Source organism: Mediterranea massiliensis (assembly GCF_900128475.1).
In the GTDB taxonomy this organism is placed as follows: domain Bacteria; phylum Bacteroidota; class Bacteroidia; order Bacteroidales; family Bacteroidaceae; genus Bacteroides; species Bacteroides massiliensis_E.
In genome coordinates this window covers 413,430-429,745 of sequence record NZ_LT635837.1, presented here as the reverse complement: position 1 = coordinate 429,745, position 16,316 = coordinate 413,430, and the positions used below count along the sequence as shown (strand labels likewise).

The following is a 16,316-nucleotide window of genomic DNA, read 5'->3' as shown; positions in this document are numbered from 1 at the left end:
CGTCCGAAGCGGGCGTGGCCGGAGGCTTCCGACAAACAACGTTCAAAGTAAAAACAAAAATAAAACCATGGGTAAATTTGCCGAACATTCAAAGTTTAATCTATCGGAAATCAACAAGGAAGTGTTGAAGAAATGGGACGAAAACCAGGTTTTCGCCAAGAGTATGACAGAACGTGAAGGATGTCCTTCCTTCGTATTCTTCGAAGGACCTCCCTCGGCCAACGGTATGCCGGGCATTCACCACGTCATGGCTCGTACCATCAAGGACATCTTCTGCCGCTACAAGACGATGAAGGGCTTCCAGGTGAAGCGTAAGGCCGGATGGGACACGCACGGACTCCCCGTAGAGCTGGGCGTGGAGAAGGCACTGGGCATCACGAAGGAAGACATCGGCAAGACCATCTCCGTGGCCGACTACAACGCCGCCTGCCGCAAGGACGTGATGAAGTTCACGAAGGAGTGGGAGGACCTGACGCACAAGATGGGCTACTGGGTGGACATGAAAGACCCTTACATCACTTACGATAACCGCTACATCGAGACCCTTTGGTGGCTGCTGAAGCAGCTCTACAAGAAGGGCCTGCTCTATAAAGGCTATACCATCCAGCCCTATTCGCCTGCCGCAGGTACGGGACTGAGCTCGCACGAGCTGAACCAGCCCGGCTGCTACCGCGACGTGAAGGACCTGACGGTGGTAGGCCAGTTCAAGATGAAGAACCCGAAGCCCGAAATGGCAGAGTGGGGTACACCTTACTTCATCGCCTGGACCACTACGCCCTGGACCTTGCCCAGCAACACAGCCCTCTGCGTAGGCCCGAAGATTGACTACGTGGCCGTGCAGACCTACAACGGCTATACGGGCGAGAAGATGACCGTCGTACTGGCCAAGGCTTTGCTCTATACGCACTTCAACAAAAAGGCCGAAGACGTTGCATTAGAGGACTATAAGCCAGGCGACAAGCTGATCCCCTTCAAGGTAGTAGGCGAGTACAAGGGTACGGACCTCGTGGGCATGGAGTACGAACAGCTCATCCCCTGGGTGAAGCCCACCGAGCTGGACAACGAAGGCAACTGGCAGGAAGCATCGGCCAAGGCGTTCCGCGTCATCCCCGGCGACTATGTGACGACCGAGGACGGTACGGGTATCGTACACATCGCTCCGACTTTCGGTGCCGACGACGCCAACGTGGCACGTGCGGCCGGCATTCCCTCGCTGTTCATGATCAACAAGCGTGGCGAAACCCGCCCCATGGTGGACCTCACGGGTAAATTCTACCTGCTGGACGAGCTGGACGAGAAGTTTGTGGCCCAGTGCGTCGATACCGAGGCCTACAAGGAATACCAGGGCCGCTGGGTGAAGAATGCCTACGACCCGCAGTTCACCGTGGACGGCAAGTACGACGAGAAGGCCGCCCAGGCAGCCGAGTCGCTCGACTTCTACATCTGCATGATGATGAAAGCCGCCAACCAGGCCTTCAAGATAGAGAAACATGTGCACAACTATCCGCACTGCTGGCGCACGGACAAGCCGGTGCTCTACTATCCGCTGGACAGCTGGTTCATCCGCAGTACCGCCTGCAAGGAGCGCATGATGGAGCTGAACAAGGCCATCAACTGGAAGCCCGAGTCAACGGGTACGGGACGCTTCGGCAAGTGGCTCGAGAACCTGAACGACTGGAACCTGAGCCGTTCGCGCTACTGGGGTACGCCGCTGCCCATCTGGCGCACCGAAGACGGCACGGAAGAGAAGTGCATCGAGTCTGTAGAAGAACTCTACAACGAAATAGAGAAGTCCGTGGCCGCCGGCCTCATGACGGGCAACCCCTATAAGGAAAAAGGCTTCGTGCCGGGTGAATATACGAAGGAGAACTATGACAAGATAGACCTGCACCGCCCCTACGTGGACGACATCATCCTCGTTTCGAAGGACGGCAAGCCCATGAAGCGCGAGACCGACCTGATTGACGTTTGGTTCGACTCCGGCTCCATGCCCTATGCGCAGATACACTATCCGTTCGAGAACAAGGAGCTGCTGGACAGCCATCAGGTATATCCCGCCGACTTCATCGCCGAAGGCGTTGACCAGACGCGCGGCTGGTTCTTCACGCTCCATGCCATCGCCACGATGGTGTTCGACAGCGTGGCCTACAAAGCCGTCATCTCCAACGGTCTGGTGCTCGACAAGAACGGCAACAAGATGTCCAAGCGACTGGGCAATGCCGTCGATCCCTTCTCGACCATCGAGAAGTACGGTTCCGACCCCTTGCGCTGGTACATGATAACCAACTCCTCGCCGTGGGACAACCTGAAGTTCGACGTCGAAGGTGTGGAGGAAGTGCGCCGCAAGTTCTTCGGCACCTTATATAATACGTATTCCTTCTTCGCACTCTATGCCAACGTCGACGGCTTCGAATACAAGGAAGCCGACGTACCCATGGAGAAGCGCCCCGAAATAGACCGCTGGATTCTGTCCCTGCTCAACACGCTGGTGAAGAACGTGGATGCCTGCTACAACGACTACGAGCCTACCAAGGCCGGCCGTCTGATATCCGACTTCGTCAACGACAACCTGTCCAACTGGTATGTGCGCCTCAACCGCAAACGCTTCTGGGGCGGCGGCATGACCGAGGACAAACTCTCGGCTTATCAGACCCTCTATACCTGCCTCGAGACGGTGGCCAAGCTGATGGCGCCCATCGCGCCGTTCTATGCCGACATGCTCTACGGCGACCTGATTGCCGTGACTGGCCGCGACCAGGTGGTTTCCGTCCACCTCGCCAAGTTCCCCGTCTGCGACGAGACATTGGTCAACACCGAACTCGAAGCCCGCATGCAGGTGGCTCAGGACATCACGTCCATGGTGCTGGCCCTGCGCCGCAAGGTGAACATCAAGGTACGCCAGCCGCTTCAGTGCATCATGATTCCTGTGGTGGACGAAGAACAGCGTGCCCACATCGAAGCCGTGAAGACGCTCATCATGAACGAGGTGAACGTGAAAGAAATCAAGTTTGTCGACGGAGCCGCCGGCGTACTGGTGAAGCGCGTGAAGTGCGACTTCAAGAAGCTGGGTCCGAAGTTCGGCAAGCAGATGAAGGCCGTGGCCGCCGCTGTAGCAGAAATGTCACAGGAAGCCATTGCCGAGTTGGAAAAGGACGGCCGTTACACCTTCCATCTGGACGGTGCGGAAGCTGTCGTCGAGGCCTCCGATGTCGAGATATTTAGCGAAGACATCCCCGGCTGGCTGGTGGCCAACGAAGGCCGACTGACTGTGGCACTGGAAGTTACCGTCACCGAGGAGCTGCGTCGCGAAGGTGTGGCCCGCGAACTGGTGAACCGCATTCAGAACATCCGCAAGTCCAGTGGCTTTGAGATAACCGACAAAATAAATGTCACATTGTCTAAAAATACACAGACAGATGATGCGGTGAATGAATATAAAGACTATATTTGCAACCAGGTTCTGGCAACCTCGCTCACGTTGGCCGATGAAGTGAAGGACGGCACCGAGCTGAACTTCGACGACTTCTCGCTCTTCGTGAAGGTTGAAAAGAACTGAGAGAGAATGGAAAAGATAATTTAATACCGAACAAACTAAACGCATTTACAATTATGGCAGAAAAGACAAGATACTCGGATGCAGAATTGGAAGAATTTCGCGCCATTATTTTGGAGAAGCTGGAGTTGGCGCAACGCGACTATGAATTGCTGAAAGCCAGCCTGACCGGTGCCGACGGCAATGATACCGACGATACCTCTCCTACGTATAAGGTATTGGAAGAAGGTGCCAACACCTTGTCGAAGGAAGAAACGACCCGCCTGGCCCAGCGTCAGCTGAAGTTCATCCAGGGACTTCAGGCTGCTTTGGTGCGCATTGAGAACAAAACGTACGGCATTTGCCGCGAGACCGGCAAGCTGATTCCGAAGGAACGCCTGCGTGCCGTGCCTCATGCTACCCTGAGCATCGAGGCCAAGAACAGTGGCAAGAAGTAATAGGGAACAGAGCAGGCTATGGGCTGTGCAGGGGCAATCGTCTCTGTACGTCCGTAGCTTGCGTTTTTTTATAATCGGTAGAGATTGGAATGAAGAACTTTTGGACCAAGGGACGGATAGCCCTGCTTGTAATATTTTCGGTACTGATTGTCGACCAGCTGATTAAGGTGGCCGTGAAGACGGGCATGTACTGGCACGACAGTGTCAATGCCATTGGCTGGTTGTACGACAAACTGGGTATCCATGCCGAACCTCCTACGTGGTTTTACATCTTCTTTACGGAGAACAACGGCATGGCCTTCGGTATGGAAATTGTAGGAAAACTGTTCCTGACCTCCTTCCGTATTGCAGCCGTGGCCGTCATTGCCTGGTTCCTGTATAAGTTTGTGCAGCACAAGATGAAGACCGGTTTCATCGTCTGCGTGTCGTTGGTGCTGACGGGAGCTTTGGGCAACATCATCGACAGTGTGTTCTATGGCGTGCTGTTCAGTGAAAGCACGACCTACCAGCTGGCTTCGTTCCTGCCCGAGGGTGGCGGATATGCTCCCTTGTTCTACGGAAAGGTGGTCGATATGTTCTACTTCCCGATTATTGAGACCGATTGGCCGTCGTGGATGCCTTTCGTCGGCGGTGAACATTTCATTTTCTTCAGCCCTATTTTCAACTTTGCCGACGCTTCCATCAGTTGCGGCATCATTGCCCTGCTGCTTTTCTACAGCAGATATTTGAATGAAGCCTATCATACAGTAATCCGGAAATGATGAAAAACAAAAATAGACTTCAGTGGTATGGAGCAGCGGTTTTCCTGTTGCTGGCCTTGGCTTCCTGTCAAGTGAAGAGGCCCGACGGCGTCTTTTCGGATGCGGAGATGGAAAACGTGCTTTATGATTATCACATTGCCAAGGCGATGGGGGAAGGGCTTCCCTATAATGAGAACTACAAACGTGTACTCTATGTGGAGGCTGTATACCGCAAGTATGGCATTACGGAGGCTCAGTTCGACTCTTCGATGACGTGGTTTGCGCGCAATCCGGAGGTGCTTTCCAAAATATATGAGAACATCAATACGCGGCTGAAAGCGGAAAAGGAATCGTTGGAAACGCTGATTGCCCAACGCGACAACAAACCTCGCACTTCGAAGCCGGGTGACAGCATTGATGTATGGGGCTGGCAACGGCTCTATCAGCTGTCTGGTATGCCGATGGACAACAAGATAACCTTTGTCTTGCCGGCCGACAGTAACTTCCAGGATCGGGACACGTTGCGGTGGAATGTGCATTTCGCTTTTCAGGGAACCGGTTTTGACAGTTTGTCGGCACCGGTAATGGCCATGCAGATTCATTACAAGAACGACAGCATCGTGGGGGATATCCGTAGGATCTTGTCTGCGGGCTACCATTCATTGACCTTGCAGGGCGATACGTTGGGTGCAATCGAGGAAGTGACCGGCTTTGTGTATTATCCCCGGCAGGCAGAGCAGCGTGCATTGTTGCTCAACCGGATCTCCTTGATGCGCTATCATTGTACCGACACGACGTCTGTAGCGGCAAAAGATACGTTGAAGACGGTTTCTGGCGAACAGCCTGAAACGGTTGTGAAAACCGATTCGGTGAAGGACAAACCCGCTGACATGGGTAAGCCGGGCAGTACGCCTCGTGTCCGTCCCAGGCCGTCCGCGTTTGAGGAAGACCGAAAAGTGCAGAAACAGCCTGTTGCACGTCCGGTGCAGAACAAGCCGTTGAAATTGAACAATCGTGAAAGAAATCCCCGTCGGCAATGATACGTTATGCGGCCCATTATGTCTATTTGCCCGACTATGGCTTTCTGAAACAGCATGTGGTGGAAATGCTGGACGGACATGTCATTGCCCTGTTCCCACTGACATCGGAGATTGAAAACACAGAATGGCAGCCGGGGGTAATTGTGCTGACGGCTTCGGAACACGAAGTGGATGCCTCATTGTTCAGAGTAAAGACGCTGTTGGAGGAGGTACCATCTGACGTAAAGGATAAGCTGTCGCAATGGATACCGATTCTGTTGTTTCCTTTCGATTTTACAGGGATGAAGCCTGTCGCCGGAACTCAGCACATACGATTGCGGTAGCAATGGCTACGTTGAGCGACTCTGCCGTTTCCCGTCCGACCGGGTAATTGGGAATATACAGTCGTCGGTTGATCAGGTTTCTTACTTCCGGGCTGATGCCGTTTCCTTCGTTTCCCATGACAATCAGTCCGTGGGTTGACAAAGATTCCTTATACATGTTTTCTCCATCGAGGAAGGTTCCGTAGACAGGAATGTCCTTGTCCAATGATGCGATAAGGTCGGGCAGGGGGGTGTAGTGCAGCTTTACATGAGCTATGCCGCCCATTGTGGCTTGGATAGCTTTGGGGTTGTAGATGTCGGCGGTATGGAGGGAGCAGTAGATGTGTTCGATGCCGAACCAGTCGGCCAGTCGGACAATGGTCCCCAGATTGCCGGGATCCTGTACATTGTCCAGTGCCAGACAGAGCGACTGACGGATGACGGACGGATCTGTTGGGTATTTGGGTTGTTCGAATATGGCCAATACTTGTTGGGGTGTTTTCAGCAGGCTGGCCCGTGAGAGTTCTTCTTCGCTGACTTCGGCCGTTTCGTCTGCAGACACCTTGCAACGGTTTTCAGGAACCGCGAACCACTCGGCTGTGGCAGCCAGGAAACGGCAGGGGAAGTGTCCCAGCAAGTCGCCGACCAATTTGTGCCCTTCGGCCAGAAAGACGCCTTCTGCCTGGCGGTTTTTCTTCAGTTCCAGTGAACGGATGTATTTAATTTTGTTCTTGCTCAGTGTCATACAGGTGTGGAATTGCTTTTTCCGCAAAAGTACGCCATTATTTTCAGATAATCAAAAACTCTTTGGCATCAGTTTGTTTTTAGGAACCGAAAATTAAGCCTATATTTGTAGCTGTTTATGTGCGTATCCGATATGAAGAAAGGCTTTTACAGTGTATTGTCCGTTCTGGTTCTGTTGTTGTCGGCATCTTGCTCTTCCACCAAGTATGTGCCCGACGGCTCTTTCCTGCTGGACGATGTGAAGATACAGACGGACAATAAGAATGTAAAGCCGTCGGATCTTTCTCCTTATGTACGTCAGACTCCCAATTCCAAATGGTTCAGCCTGATCAAGACCCAGTTGTATGTATACAATTGGTCGGGGGCAGACACGACACGTTGGGGAAATCGTATGTTGCGAAAATTGGGAGATGCGCCGGTCATCTACAAGGAAGAGGAAACGGCACGTACGGCCGAGGAAATGACAAAAGCCGTTCAGAACATGGGGTATTTGGGAGCCACCGTTGAGCCGCTGCGTTATGTGAAGAAGAAAAAGCTCAAACTGATTTATCGGGTACATACGGGCAATCCCTACATCGTACGCAGCATTCATTATGATATCCCCGATACGACTGTCTGGAACTATATGCAGCAGGACTCTGTCTCTACACTTTTGAACGAAGGAATGGTGATGAACGTTAATCGCCTGGATGCGGAGCGGTTGCGCATCACCAATATTTTACTGGAGAACGGGTATTATAAATTCAACAAGGATTATTTTTACTATTCGGCCGATACGGTGAAGAATACTTATCAGGTAGACCTTACTCTTCACCTCTCCCTTTATAGGCCGAGAGCTGGACAAAGGGAGGTACCCCATCCTCAGTATCGGGTGGATAAAGTAAGTTTTGTGACGGATTATGACGTGATGAAATCTTCTTCTACCAATGGCATTGAAGTGAACGATTCGTTGCATTACAAAGGCTTTCCCATTTATTTTAAGGACAAGTTGTACCTTCGTCCCCAAGTATTGGAGAATAACTTGCGTATCGTGCCGGGCAGTTTGTATAACGAACAGCAGGTGCAGCGCACCTATTCCAATTTCGGACGTCTGCAGGCTTTGAAATATACCAATATCCGTTTTTTAGAAAACCACAAGGACAGTACGCTCTTGAATGCTTATGTGATGTTGACCAAAAGCAAACATCAATCCGTTTCTTTTGAACTGGAAGGAACTAACTCTGCGGGCGATTTGGGGGCGGCAGCGGCTTTGTCTTTTCAACATCGCAACTTGTTTCGTGGGTCGGAAGGGTTGACGCTCCGTCTGCGTGGGGCTTACGAGGCCATTTCACCTTTGAGTAGTGGATATAGTCAGGAAAATTATACGGAGCTGGGAGCTGAAGTCTCCTTGAACTTTCCACGCTTCATGTTTCCTTTTTTAAGTAATGATTACAAAAGGAAGATAAGGGCTACTACGGAATTTGGTCTGCAGTACAATTATCAGATGCGTCCTGAGTTTACCCGTATCGTAGCTTCGGGCAGTTGGAGTTACCGTTGGGGGGTACAGCACCAGCGCGCGCAACATCGCATTGATTTGTTGGATATCAATTATCTCTATATGCCTTGGATTGATCCGAGTTTCAAGGAAAAATATCTGGAGCAGGAAGAGAACTATATTCTGGCCTACAATTACGAGGACCGCTTTATCGTTCGTACAGGTTATACGTATACCTATAATAGTGCAGGGCAAGCGTTGACCAACAATACGCTGATTGGAAATTCTTATTCTATCCGTGTGAACGTGGAGTCGGTAGGCAATATCTTGTATGGGTTGGCCAAACTGACCGGCATGAAGAAGAATGAGGCTGGAGAATATACGCTGTTGAATATTCCTTTTGCTCAATACGTGAAGGGTGATTTTGACTATGCCAAGAATATTGTGATAGACAACCGTAATTCTTTGGCTTTTCACATTGGCGGAGGAATCGCTGTTCCATACGGCAACGCCAGTGTCGTGCCTTTCGAGAAGCGTTATTTTTCGGGAGGAGCCAACAGCGTCCGTGGTTGGTCGGTCCGAGAGTTAGGTCCGGGATCTTATCAGGGGGATAAGAATAACTTCTTGAACCAGTCAGGAGATATCAAACTGGATGCTAGTGTGGAGTATCGTACTCGTTTGTTCTGGAAATTCCGTGGGGCGGTGTTTGTTGATGCGGGCAACATCTGGACATTGCGTGATTATGAAAGCCAGCCGGGCGGACAATTTAAGTTCAATCGGTTTTATAAGCAAATAGCTGTGGCCTATGGAATAGGATTGCGTCTGGACCTTGATTTCTTTGTCCTTCGTTTTGATGGAGGTATGAAGGCCATTAATCCGGTTTACGAAAGTGGTCGGGACCGTTATCCCATTATTCATCCTGATTTCGGTCGTGACTTTGCTTTCCATTTTGCGGTTGGATATCCTTTCTGAACACAGCCTTTTCATCTTTTGGAAATGGTGTAGATACCATATCGGGATTCTATTGCAGATTTTCCCTTATTTTCGCGTCTCTGTTACAGTTTTTTTGTATTTTTGGGCAATAAAAGAATGGAAGACGATTCAAAAATATAATAGATATTATTATGATAACACAACAAGACAAAGAGATGCTTGCCCAAAAAGGCATCTCGGAACAACAGATTGCCGAACAGCTGGCTTGTTTTGAAAAAGGCTTTCCCTACCTGAAACTGTATGCGGCCGCTTCGGTCGAGAATGGTATTCTGGCTCTTGATGCCGATGCTCAGAAAAAGTATCTGGATGCGTGGGAAGCCTATATGAAGACGGATAAAGTGGTTGTGAAGTTTGTGCCGGCTTCGGGCGCAGCCAGCCGCATGTTCAAGAACTTGTTCGAATTTCTGGGAGCTAATTATGAGGTTCCCCAGACTACATTTGAGAAGACATTCTTTGAGAAAATTGAGAAATTCGCTTTTTATTCCGATCTGAATGAAGCTTGTCTGAAGACTGCAGGCCAGGGAATTTCGGAATTACTGGCTGTAGGCAAATACAAAGCTGTTGTGTCGGCTTTGCTAGAGGCTGCGGGGCTGAATTATGGTTCTTTGCCAAAAGGCTTGTTGAAGTTTCACAAATACGAAGATGGCAACCGCACGCCGGTAGAAGAACATCTGGTAGAAGGCGCCCTTTATGCAGCCAACAAGAACGGAAAGGTGAACGTTCACTTTACCGTATCACCCGAACACCGGGCTTTGTTCAAGGCATTGGTCGATGAAAAGGCTTCCGCTTATGCCAAGAAATACGGAGTAGACTATAACGTCAGTTTCTCTGAACAGAAACCAAGTACCGATACAATCGCTGCGGATATGGAAAACAAACCTTTCCGTGACAATGGAAAACTGCTTTTCCGTCCGGGAGGTCATGGCGCCTTGATTGAGAACTTGAATGACTTGGATGCTGACATCATCTTTATCAAGAACATCGACAATGTGGTACCCGACAAGATGAAGGGGGACACCGTTCTTTACAAGAAATTGATTGCCGGTGTGCTGGTGGCTTTACAGCAGAAGACATTCAGCTATCTGCAATTGCTGGACAGCGGGAAATACACCCACGACCAGGTGCTTGAGATTCTTCAGTTCTTGCAGAAGAACCTGCATTGCAAGAATCCGGAAGTGAAGAATCTCGAAGACTCCGAACTGGCCATTTACTTGAAGAAAAAGCTGAACCGCCCGATGCGTGTCTGTGGTATGGTGAAGAATGTAGGCGAGCCTGGCGGTGGTCCGTTTCTGGCTTATAACAGTGACGGTACCATTTCTTTGCAAATTTTGGAAAGCTCTCAGATAGATATGAAAGATCCGGCCAAGAAGGAAATGTTCGAGAAGGGGACTCACTTCAATCCGGTAGATCTGGTGTGCGCTGTGCGCGACTATAAAGGTCATAAGTTTGACCTGGTGAAGTACGTCGACAAGGCGACAGGATTCATTTCCTATAAATCGAAAAATGGCAAGGATCTGAAGGCACTCGAATTGCCAGGGCTGTGGAACGGAGCGATGAGCGATTGGAATACTGTCTTTGTAGAAGTACCTTTGAGTACGTTCAATCCCGTGAAGACAGTCAACGATTTGTTGAGAGCACAGCATCAGTAATAAACTTTTTGGAAGACCTTTCCAACAAGATGATTCTTGTTGGAAAGGTCTTCTTCTTTTATTGGAATATATACATTTTATAATAGACAGATAGTACGATGAAGAAAATTTTGTTATTGGGTTCCGGTGAGTTGGGCAAGGAATTTGTGATTGCTGCCCAGCGCAAGGGACAGTATATCATTGCCTGCGATTCGTATGCGGGAGCTCCTGCGATGCAGGTGGCAGATGAGTGTGAAGTATTCAGCATGCTCGATGGCGATGCTCTGGAACGCGTTGTGCGCAAGCATCAGCCGGACATTATCGTTCCCGAAATTGAGGCTATCCGTACCGAACGCCTTTACGATTTCGAAAAGGAAGGCATTCAGGTGGTGCCCAGTGCGCGTGCGGTGAACTTTACCATGAACCGTAAGGCTATCCGTGACTTAGCAGCCAAGGAACTTGGGCTGAAAACGGCGAAATACTTCTATGCGAAGTCGCTCGATGAACTGAAGGAAGCAGCTGCTAAGATAGGTTTCCCCTGCGTTGTGAAGCCACTGATGTCATCCTCGGGGAAAGGACAGTCGTTGGTGAAGAGTGCCGATGAACTGGAACATGCTTGGGAATATGGTTGCAACGGAAGTCGAGGTGACATCAAGGAACTGATTATCGAAGAGTTCATCAAATTCGACAGTGAGATTACCTTGCTTACGGTCACTCAGAAGAACGGGCCTACGCTGTTCTGCCCGCCCATCGGTCACGTGCAGAAAGGTGGTGACTATCGGGAGAGCTTCCAGCCTGCCCACATTGATCCTGCCCATCTGAAGGAAGCGCAGGAGATGGCAGAGAAAGTAACCCGTGCCCTGACAGGTGCCGGTCTGTGGGGAGTGGAATTCTTCCTGAGCCATGAGAACGGTGTCTATTTCTCCGAACTTTCTCCCCGTCCGCACGATACGGGTATGGTGACCTTGGCTGGTACCCAGAATCTGAACGAATTTGAACTGCATCTGCGTGCTGTTTTGGGATTGCCTATTCCGAACATCAAATTGGAGCGGATGGGAGCCAGTGCAGTTATCCTGTCGCCCATAGCCAGTCAGGAACGTCCCAACTACCGTGGCATGGAGGAAGTGACAAAGGCGGAAGATACGTATCTGCGCATTTTCGGCAAGCCCACTACGCGCATCAACCGCCGTATGGGTGTGGTACTTTGCTATGCACCGCTGGGTAGTGATCTCGATGCGTTGCGCGACAAGACAAAGGCTTTGGCAGCCAAGGTAGAGGTGTATTGATAAAGATACTTTAGCATTGAATGGGAAGAGGCTGTCTCAAAATTAAAAACAGAGATAAGTTTACTTACAATTTATAAGCTACAACATAAAAACCTCCTGCTTTTAGTCCTATAATTGCAATAAATAAGGGCTAAAGCAGGAGGCTTTTTATTACTAAGTTTCAATCTGTAAGATTATTACTTTTGAATTTCTATTTTGAGACAGCCTCTTTTTTATTCTCCCATTACTTCAGATTCAGCTTGAATACTTGGCTGCCTGTACCGAAGTCAACATTTGGCAGTACAACGTCAGGAGCGAACAGACCGTAGACCGAAGAGCCAGAACCGCTCATCGAGGCATAGACGGCTCCCAGACGGTAGAGCTCTGTCTTGATGTCGCCGATGGCCGGGAATTGAGGGAACACACTCTCCTCGAAGTCGTTTATCATATAGTCCTTCCAGCTTTCCACGGGTTGGCTGATGAGGTCTCTCAAATTGCGTTCCGGGTGGCGGGGACGAATGCAGGCGAAGGCGTCGCGGGTGGAAACGAAGATATCCGGCTTTACCAGCAGCAGCTGCCAGCCGGTCAGCGAGAGTTCTACTGGCGAGAAGATATTCCCGATGCCCTCGGCATATGTCGGTTGGTTGCGGACAAAGAAGGCACAGTCAGCTCCCAGCCGGGCGGCGTATGCTTCCAGTTGGTCGTCTGTCAGGTTCAGCCGGTACATCCGGTTCAGCAGTTTCAGCATGAAAGCGGCATCGGCCGAACCGCCTCCCAGTCCTGCACCCGACGGGATGTGCTTGTGCAGATAGATGTCTACAGGAGGCAGGTGGTAGGTTTCGTCCAGCAGTTTGTAGGCCTTTACCACCAAGTTGTTTTCCGTATCTCCTTCGATGGACAGTCCGCTCTGTGAGAGCGAATAGCTGCCCGGCCCTTCCTTGCGAGGACAGGCTTCCAGGGCATCCTCCAGTGGAATGGGGTAGAAGATGGTTTCCAGGTTGTGGTATCCGTCGGGACGTTTCTCCGTGATGTTCAGTCCCAGATTTATTTTGGCATTCGGAAAAGTAATCATACGCATTTCATGTTAGCGGTTGTACGTGCAAATGTAGCAATAAACCATTGAACTGCCACATAAACGTTTCATAAAAAGACATCGTTGAAAGGATAGAGTATGGAGAATTTCCCGTATCTTTGTTTCCCCTTTGCCCGAAAGGGCCGGGAACAAACTATGTCAATCTTCTAAACCGTTATATTTCAAACCGTGGCAGAACAGAAACGAAACATACGCACGTCGCGAAGCAAGACGCCGCAGCCGGTGACCGACTACGGGCGCATACAACCCCAGGCTACCGAACTGGAGGAGGCCGTGCTGGGTGCATTGATGATTGAGAAGGATGCTTATTCGCTGGTGAGCGAAATCCTGCGGCCGGAGTCATTCTACGAACATCGGCATCAGTTGATTTACGCCGCCATTACAGATCTGGCCATCAACCAGAAGCCGGTTGATATCCTGACCGTCAAAGAACAGCTTTCCAAGCGGGGAGAGCTGGACGAGGTGGGAGGCCCCTTCTATCTGGCACAGCTCAGCAGCAAGGTGGCTTCGTCGGCGCACATCGAATACCATGCTCGTATCATTGCGCAGAAGGCGTTGGCCCGCGAACTCATCACCTTTACAAGCAACATCCAGACGAAGGCTTTCGACGAGACCATCGATGTGGACGACCTGATGCAGGAAGCTGAAGGAAAACTTTTTGAGATTTCCCAGCAGAACATGAAGAAGGATTATACGCAAATCAATCCCGTTATCTCCGAAGCCTATCAGCTGATACAGAAGGCTGCCGCGCGTACCGATGGTCTGAGCGGACTGGAAAGCGGATTTACCAAGCTCGACAAGATGACTTCGGGCTGGCAAAACTCCGACCTGATTATCATCGCTGCCCGTCCGGCCATGGGTAAGACGGCCTTTGTGCTGTCCATGGCCAAGAACATTGCAGTGAACTATCATAATCCCGTAGCTCTGTTCTCGCTTGAAATGAGCAATGTACAGCTGGTGAACCGTCTGATATCGAACGTCTGCGAGATCCCGAGCGAGAAAATCAAGAGTGGCCAGCTGGCCGATTACGAGTGGCAGCAGCTGGACTACAAGCTGCGCGACTTGATAGACGCCCCGCTCTATGTGGACGACACACCGTCGCTTTCGGTCTTCGAATTGCGTACCAAGGCCCGCCGTCTGGTGCGCGAGCATGGTGTGAAGCTCATCATCATCGACTACCTTCAGCTGATGAATGCCAGCGGCATGTCTTTTGGCAGTCGTCAGGAAGAAGTGAGCACCATCTCGCGTTCACTTAAAGGACTGGCCAAGGAACTGAACATTCCCATCATTGCCTTGTCGCAGTTGAACCGTGGTGTGGAGAATCGTGAAGGTGAGGAGGGAAAACGTCCGCAGTTGAGCGACCTTCGCGAGTCGGGAGCCATCGAGCAGGATGCCGATATGGTATGCTTCATCCATCGTCCCGAGTACTACAAGATATATACTTCGGCCGACGGTACCGACCTGCGCGGTATGGCTGAAATTATCATTGCCAAGCACCGTAACGGTGCGGTGGGAGATGTCCGCCTGAAGTTTATCGGACAGTATACCCGTTTCCAGAATCCCGAGGACGACTTGGTTATTCCTCCTCCCAGCGAGGGCGGCGGAACCACGTTCGGTTCGCGTATGAATGCACCGATTGGCAGTCCGGCCACGCCTCCGCCTCCTACCGAGGCCGACTTCAATCCGTTCGGTGGAGGAGGGAGCGACGGATCTGTTCCTTTCTGATGCGGATGCAGCTCTCTGCAAGAAATAGTTTTTTTCAATTCCTGCCCGAAAGTCTTTTTGAATGTGAACAGCTATGGCATCGTGAACTTTCGGGCAGGTTGAAAGCTACCTTATTATTGGTAGTCTTTTCCGTTTTCCCAGGCATTGGCATCCCATTGCTCACGCAGATGCTTCACCCAAATCTGTCGGATTGCAGGATAGCTTCCCAGGGCACGGATGCCACAGCCTTCGGCAATGCCGTGGTCGGCTCCGGCCTGTGCGATGGGGTGTGACTCGAATTCTCCCTGTACCTGAAATCCGATCTTCTCCAGACGTTCGCGCCAACTGAACTTGTTGGTGCTCAAGTCCACTTGACTTATGTTCGAACTTTCAGCCAAGGCTTCCAGTCCCCAAAGGTCGTTGTGGGCATGGTCTCCGGCGATGGACATGAATGGGGCAATATAAACCTTCACGTCGCCAGGTTGCAGACCGTTGTTGTCGCAATACTGCATCACTTGGGAATAGATGCAGTCGGGGTATTGGCTGCGGACGATGGCTGCATCGGTAATGCGGTTCGCCGGATTTTCCTCTACTTCTTTGGGCCAGAACAGCATGTCTCCATAGTCTACGGTGCCCACAAAGATATTCTTGTTGTCCGCTTTGTCCTGCAAGGCTTTCTGCACGTCGGCATACTTGTGGTTGGCACTGTAGTTTTCATCCGGATTACCGTGACCCATCAGCAGGACGATGCTGTGGCGGTCGGTCAACTGGGACGAATAATGCTTGTACAGGATGTCGGCCACGGCTTCGGTGTCTTCGTCGTCGGCCAGCAGGTTGGCGCCTTTCAGCACGTCGATGTTCGGGAACCACTGAATCATGAAATACTTCTTGATGTCTGTGTTCATCAGCGAGAGGTATTCCTCACCGGGGATGACGTGGAGGGACTGCACGGCCACGCGGGTGTAGCCGGCGTTGCCGATGGCCTTCAGCCATTGGTCCAGCTCATAGCGCTGGATGCCTGTGGAAGCCTGTACACGGTTGATGCAGGTGCGGGAGGTGAATGACATGTAGATGTCTACATCGGGGAAAGCAGCCTTGAAGTCGCCGATGATGTCGTCGTACACCGAAAGGGATTCGTTGTAGGTGCTTCCGAAGGTGCAGAGTAGCAGAGCCGTGTCGTGCCGTTTGGTCCGGGCGACCTCTTGCTGGGCTGGGTTCAGGGTACTTTCTTCATGGTCTTTGTCGCTGCACGAGGCAAGGCCTGTGCACAGGATGGCTGCCGCGACCACTGCCATCCGGCTGGATGAAATGAAACTTTTGTTCATACGTTTGATTTTTGGGGG

Annotated in this window: 12 protein-coding genes; 9 read left to right on the top strand and 3 right to left on the bottom strand. The window is 51.1% G+C overall.

The annotated features are described in order from the left end of the window. Positions 1 to 67 precede the first annotated feature (67 nt). The 5 genes from ileS (at position 68) to BQ7483_RS09595 (ending at position 6,093) form a co-directional block, all read left to right on the top strand. Positions 68 to 3,556 carry an isoleucine--tRNA ligase gene (ileS, locus tag BQ7483_RS09615; RefSeq protein WP_072545730.1) on the top strand — a complete coding sequence of 1,163 codons (3,489 nt, stop codon included), beginning with the start codon at positions 68 to 70 and terminating at the stop codon, positions 3,554 to 3,556. Between the two features lie 53 nt (positions 3,557 to 3,609). Further along, entirely contained in the window at positions 3,610 to 3,990 is a 381-nt protein-coding gene (locus BQ7483_RS09610; RefSeq protein WP_022021102.1) for a TraR/DksA family transcriptional regulator, read from the top strand. 89 nt (positions 3,991 to 4,079) lie between these two features. After that, positions 4,080 to 4,751 carry a lipoprotein signal peptidase gene (locus BQ7483_RS09605; protein WP_022021101.1) on the top strand — a complete coding sequence of 224 codons (672 nt, stop codon included), beginning with the start codon at positions 4,080 to 4,082 and terminating at the stop codon, positions 4,749 to 4,751. Next, a complete protein-coding gene (locus tag BQ7483_RS09600; protein WP_072545801.1) occupies positions 4,751 to 5,770 on the top strand; it encodes a DUF4296 domain-containing protein in 1,020 nt (339 codons plus the stop codon). Before BQ7483_RS09605 ends, BQ7483_RS09600 begins: the two co-directional genes overlap by 1 nt. Continuing rightward, on the top strand, positions 5,767 to 6,093 hold the full coding sequence (locus tag BQ7483_RS09595) for a hypothetical protein (protein WP_022021099.1): 327 nt from the start codon (positions 5,767 to 5,769) through the stop codon (positions 6,091 to 6,093). Before BQ7483_RS09600 ends, BQ7483_RS09595 begins: the two co-directional genes overlap by 4 nt. Here the strand turns inward: BQ7483_RS09595 and BQ7483_RS09590 are convergent. Next, the gene (locus tag BQ7483_RS09590; protein ID WP_072545729.1) at positions 6,044 to 6,817 is read right to left on the bottom strand and encodes an RNA methyltransferase; all 774 of its coding nucleotides are present in this window, start codon (positions 6,815 to 6,817) and stop codon (positions 6,044 to 6,046) included. The genes BQ7483_RS09595 and BQ7483_RS09590 overlap by 50 nt on opposite strands. Positions 6,818 to 6,949: 132 nt before the next feature. Here BQ7483_RS09590 and tamL point away from each other — a divergent pair, with 132 nt between their 5' ends. The 3 genes from tamL to purT all read left to right on the top strand — a co-directional run bounded on the left by tamL (position 6,950) and on the right by purT (position 12,197). After that, complete coding sequence (tamL, locus tag BQ7483_RS09585) at positions 6,950 to 9,262, top strand: translocation and assembly module lipoprotein TamL (RefSeq protein WP_072545800.1); 2,313 nt, start codon at positions 6,950 to 6,952, stop codon at positions 9,260 to 9,262. Positions 9,263 to 9,414: 152 nt separating this feature from the next. Next, on the top strand, positions 9,415 to 10,932 hold the full coding sequence (locus BQ7483_RS09580) for a DUF4301 family protein (protein ID WP_022021096.1): 1,518 nt from the start codon (positions 9,415 to 9,417) through the stop codon (positions 10,930 to 10,932). Between the two features lie 98 nt (positions 10,933 to 11,030). Next, positions 11,031 to 12,197, top strand: coding sequence for a formate-dependent phosphoribosylglycinamide formyltransferase (gene purT, locus BQ7483_RS09575; protein WP_022021095.1), 1,167 nt, complete (start codon positions 11,031 to 11,033; stop codon positions 12,195 to 12,197). A gap of 223 nt (positions 12,198 to 12,420) precedes the next feature. On the opposite strand, the gene ispE is transcribed toward purT, so the two are convergent. Then, complete coding sequence (gene ispE, locus BQ7483_RS09570) at positions 12,421 to 13,248, bottom strand: 4-(cytidine 5'-diphospho)-2-C-methyl-D-erythritol kinase (protein ID WP_022020601.1); 828 nt, start codon at positions 13,246 to 13,248, stop codon at positions 12,421 to 12,423. 189 nt (positions 13,249 to 13,437) lie between these two features. Between ispE and dnaB the strand changes: the two genes are divergently transcribed. Further along, entirely contained in the window at positions 13,438 to 14,994 is a 1,557-nt protein-coding gene (gene dnaB, locus BQ7483_RS09565; RefSeq protein ID WP_022020600.1) for a replicative DNA helicase, read from the top strand. Between the two features lie 113 nt (positions 14,995 to 15,107). Here the strand turns inward: dnaB and BQ7483_RS09560 are convergent, their stop codons facing one another. Continuing rightward, positions 15,108 to 16,298 carry a sirohydrochlorin cobaltochelatase gene (locus tag BQ7483_RS09560; protein ID WP_022020599.1) on the bottom strand — a complete coding sequence of 397 codons (1,191 nt, stop codon included), beginning with the start codon at positions 16,296 to 16,298 and terminating at the stop codon, positions 15,108 to 15,110. Positions 16,299 to 16,316 lie beyond the last annotated feature (18 nt).